The 3,792-nt window shown below is 34.4% G+C and carries 2 protein-coding genes; both read left to right on the top strand.

Annotated features, from left to right (window positions below; translation table 11 throughout):
* Positions 1-189 precede the first annotated feature (189 nt).
* Complete coding sequence (locus B5X70_RS17460; RefSeq protein WP_079559186.1) at positions 190-2,397, top strand: DNA cytosine methyltransferase; 2,208 nt, start codon at positions 190-192, stop codon at positions 2,395-2,397.
* Entirely contained in the window at positions 2,394-3,572 is a 1,179-nt protein-coding gene (locus tag B5X70_RS17455; protein ID WP_079559185.1) for an MvaI/BcnI family restriction endonuclease, read from the top strand. Before B5X70_RS17460 ends, B5X70_RS17455 begins: the two co-directional genes overlap by 4 nt.
* The last annotated feature ends 220 nt before the right edge of the window (positions 3,573-3,792 follow it).

The raw sequence follows: 3,792 nt of genomic DNA, 5'->3' as shown, positions 1-3,792 counted from the left end.
CGTTATCGCTCAGTGTAAGGAAAGCCGACCCACAAATGGCACATTTGGTTTTTTCCAACGCACAAGCCAACGCTCAAAAAACCAAAAGAGCCATTTTGTTGCCAACGCTCGACAGAAAATAAATAAAAATGGACAGAGATTCGAAAATTGTCCGTAATTTTGTCCGTGTACGTAAAATCGTCCGTAATTATGGCAACAATTAATTTTTATCTCGATAAACCAGACAAGAAAGGGCTTGCTCCTATTCATTTAAGGATTAACTGTTCTGGCATACAAATTAAGTTAGCGACTGGGCAAAAAATTGACCCTGAACTCTTTGACAAAAAGAAACAGCGGGTTAAAGGAATTACAATTGAGGCGACAGAGACAAATCACTATTTGAATTTTCTAAGTGAACGTGCCGACGAACTTTTGCATCATTCAAACAAAAAAACTTTTTCACAAGACGAAATAAAAGACATTCTTAATCAACATATTGAAGGCTATAGAGAAAACAATACAGTTAGTATTGTAAAAGAACAGATTTCACTATATGGTAAGCCTTTTACGTTCATTGACTTGTTTGCAGGTGCAGGTGGTTTTAGTGAAGGCTTTTTACAAGCAGAAATTAATAACAAATTCTTCGACTTTATTGCTGCAAGCGACATAAATGAAAATTGCGAACTCACTCACATAGTAAGATACAATCATCAACTTGGATTGAATGCGGAATTTTTAAAGCAAGACATTACAGAACCTGATTTTTTAGACAACCTATTGAATAAAATAGGGAGTAAAAAAATAGATGTGGTTTGTGGTGGACCGCCTTGTCAGAGTTTTAGTCTAGCAGGTAAGAGAAAGAAGTTTGATAAAAAAGATGATTTATTCTCACATTATCTTGAAGTAATTAAAATATTGCAACCGAAATATTTTGTAATGGAGAATGTAAAAGGCATTCTTACAAAGGAAAATGGAAAAATCAAGGATTTAATCATACAAGAAATCAATTCAATAGTTGACATTAAAGAAATTCCGGTTTTAGTTTCGTTTATCAGAAAAATGAAGTCTGACAAAAACAGCTTTTTATTTGAAAGCATTATAAAAAGAGTTGAAATTGAAAAACTAAGGGATGCAGAAATTGAAACAGGCAGAGAAGAGTTTATCCGATTTGTAGATAATAGATTCAAACAATTGACACCAAAAATCGCAGATTATAAAACCAGCAAAACGGATTCAAGAATAAATACCATTAGGCACGGTTTTAATATTCTTGCCAGAACCAAAGAATGGGAAAAACTAAAACGTGACATCATTAAAGAGAAAGACTTCTGCAATATTGATAGTGACGCTTTTGTAGAAACATTCACAAACTTTCTAACTCATATTGGGTCTGAAAATGTAATAGAGCAGATTGAACTTGCATTTAAGGAACTCAAAGTTCCTTCCGAATACAAAAAAGACTGTTTTGATATTATAACCGCCCTAAAAATCTACACTAATTCGTTTGATGAAACCGTGGATATCCTATCGAACCTGTGTTCTGAAAAAGAAAAATCAGAACTCTATAAAATTTTAAACAGCATTAGACTTTACAAAATTGAAAAGCCATTTGTTGCAAATGCATCAAATTATGGTGTTCCACAAAATCGCGAGCGGGTTCTTTTTATAGGTTGCAGAAAAGACCAGAAATTTATTTCGGAAATACCACCAACCGTAAAGGAAAATGAAAAAGTAACCATTTTTGAAGCATTATACGACCTTGATTTTATCGGCAATAACCAAGAAGCTCATCACTATGAAATGGTTGATATTTCAAAACAATTCAACGGCACATCTGAAAAAATGAAAAGCCTCTTGAAAAAAAGGACTATTGACGGCAAAGAGAACCATAAAACTGGAAAATCGTATGCAGAATGGTCAAGAGAAGGTCGGTTAATTGAAAGATATCAACCCAAAACAAAACCTTTCTACGTAAGAAATTTTGAAGGACTTCAAAAAGGAGAAAAGTATTTTGACATTCTGAATAATCACAAGACAAGCAATCAAAATGATGATGTGGTTAAACGTCTTGAAATAATCCTAAGAAATGGCGATTATAAAAAGGCGCAATGTGAAATAGATGATTGCGGATTGACCTCAAACAAAAGAAATTATAATGTATTAAAGCCAGAAGAACAAAGTTCAACCATAATGACAATACCAGATGATTATGTTCATTATAATTCTCCTAGGGCATTGACAGTTCGAGAAATGGCTAGGCTCCAATCTTTTGATGACACATTTGTTTTTCAAGGGAAGCGTTCAACAGGAGGGAATAATAGGAAAACAGAAGTTCCTCAATACACTTTGGTTGGCAATGCCGTGCCACCATTATTGGCTAGAGCAGTGGCAACAGAAATTTTAAAAAATATTAAATGAGAGTACTAACACTAGCGGAGCAAACTAAAATTAAATTGCTGACTAAAAATCAAGTTTCTATTTCTTTAATTGAGCCAACAGAAACCGGATTAAAAAAATCAATAATGGATGCTACCGGTTCAGTACGTAGCTTCTTGAAAGACAATAATATTCACGATTATGATATTCAAGGACAAGGTCCTGAAAACAAAGTTCAAATTGACGCAATCATTTATCAGGACTTTCAAGTAATTCAATCAACAGCTTCATTGTACAGACCTCAAACCAAAAAGGGAGACCCCAGAATTTGGTTTTCAGGACTTACCAAAATTGCAAATCCTAACGATTTGATTGCCCTTGTTTTTTATTCGGGCTCTTTTCATATTTTCAATTTAACGCAATTGAATGTAGAAGCATTATTGAACTCGAATTTGGTAAATCCACTAAAAGAGTTGATTTCAGAAATCAGCGGTAAAGCAAATGAAATAGCATTTGAATTATTGGCTATGTTAAGAAAAGTTGCAAGTTCTGGTCCAATTCCTTCAATGGTTGCAGCAGATACTTCTGTTGGAAGAACTTTAGAGACAGCTTTAGGAATTGATATCAATTCATCCAAACAGCCTGATTACAAAGGGATAGAACTAAAATCATTTCGAAGTAGTCGAACAAATAGAAAAAACTTATTTGCTCAAGTTCCAGAATGGTCATTGAGTAAGTTCAAAAGTTCGGCAGAAATTTTACATGCCTTTGGTTACCATAGAGAAGAAGATTTCAAACTTTATTGTACCGTTTCAGCAATCACAAGAAACTCGCAAGGTTTAGCTTTGAGACTTGATTCCGACATCAAACAGCTCGTAGAAAATTCAAACAATCCAGAAATTGGAGATTTTGTAGTTTGGACTTTAAATACATTACATAATAGACTATTAGAAAAGCATAAAGAAACATTCTGGGTTGAAGCAACAAGCACATACATTGATGGACTAGAGCATTTTCAATATTCAATTGTAGAGCATACTAAAAAACCTATCACATCACAATTTGACATTCTGGTCGACCAAGGAATAATCACACTTGACCATTTGATAAAGAGAAATTCAACCGGAAAAGTAGTTGAAAAAGGACCGATATTTAAAATCAAACCTAAGGGGCTAGATTTACTATTTCCGCCAAGTGAAAAATATAATTTGATATAAAATTCCAACGCTCAACAGCCACTCACATTGCCAAGCCACACCAGCCAACGCTACAACCAAAGCATGGCAAAGAGAGTGTCTGTCCCAACACACAAAAAAATACCTGACTAATCAACGGACGAAAAAGAACACCGAAGCGATAACATCATATATAAAATATTGGGGGTGTGGTGTTTACATGAACCTTTCTGCCCCGCACCAACTTTTGCAACGGCAGACA

This window comes from Alkalitalea saponilacus, from assembly GCF_900168165.1.
Taxonomy (GTDB): Bacteria; Bacteroidota; Bacteroidia; order Bacteroidales; family Marinilabiliaceae; genus Natronoflexus; species Natronoflexus saponilacus.
This window is presented reverse-complemented; position numbering and strand designations above follow the sequence as displayed.